This is a genomic window from Bovifimicola ammoniilytica, assembly GCF_025567085.1.
GTDB lineage: Bacteria > Bacillota > Clostridia > Lachnospirales > Lachnospiraceae > Bovifimicola > Bovifimicola ammoniilytica.
The window spans coordinates 1-807 of sequence record NZ_JAOQJN010000025.1 but is presented as its reverse complement, the minus strand read 5'-3'; the positions used below and the strand labels follow the sequence as shown (position 1 = coordinate 807).

1 protein-coding gene is annotated in these 807 nt (G+C 31.4%); it reads left to right on the top strand.

The features are described from left to right. Nucleotides 1-807: hypothetical protein (locus OCV48_RS13930; protein ID WP_262559978.1), on the top strand; the 807-nt coding region annotated here is incomplete at both ends.

Genomic DNA, 807 nt, shown 5'->3' with positions numbered 1-807 from the left:
ATTAACTACAGACATTACATATTATTCTATGATTCAGACAATGATAATATATTTGATGATACTGAAATTATAGATGAAAGAGATGGTGATGGAAGCTCATTTAACTATGAGTTAGATAATGTTGGTAAATACAAAATTGTACTTAATGTAAAAGAAACATTTACAGATACAATTCCATCATTAATAGATGATTCGGTATATTTATCAGGAAATACAGAAAAAGTATTTGAGATTACTAACCAGGCACCAAAGTCAAAGGTGACTGTAGAAAAAAGTAAAATTGCAGACATTATTTTTACGGTTGGCAGTGCAGATAAAGATGTATTGAATGCTTATTCAGAAGCAAGTAAGCTTGTCGAAGATAAGTTAAAGGAAAAAGGAATTGAAGCCAATATTACTACAGTAAGTACATCTGCAATTACAGCGACAGATACATTTGCCTGGAAAGAGTATGACCATCCGGGATTTAATGACTGGGGCTATGTTCTTCCACATCATATCCAATATACAGGAAAAGATATAAAAATGGTTGGATATTATTATGCAGCATTTAAAGATTTTCTATATGTTGAAGATAATAATCCGGATAGAAAAGTATTTGATTTTGATTTACAGAGAGATGGTACTGACTGGCATAGTATGGAAGGCGGCGGCTTCTTATTCAATACCGTAGTCTCAGAAGAAGAAAACTATATTCAGGGATATTGCATACTTGTTACGGGTAGTGGACTTAAATTAGTTAAAATAAATAAAACCAATTTAACTAATTTCAGAAATGGTTCATATGAATATGTTCAATATGCAGGA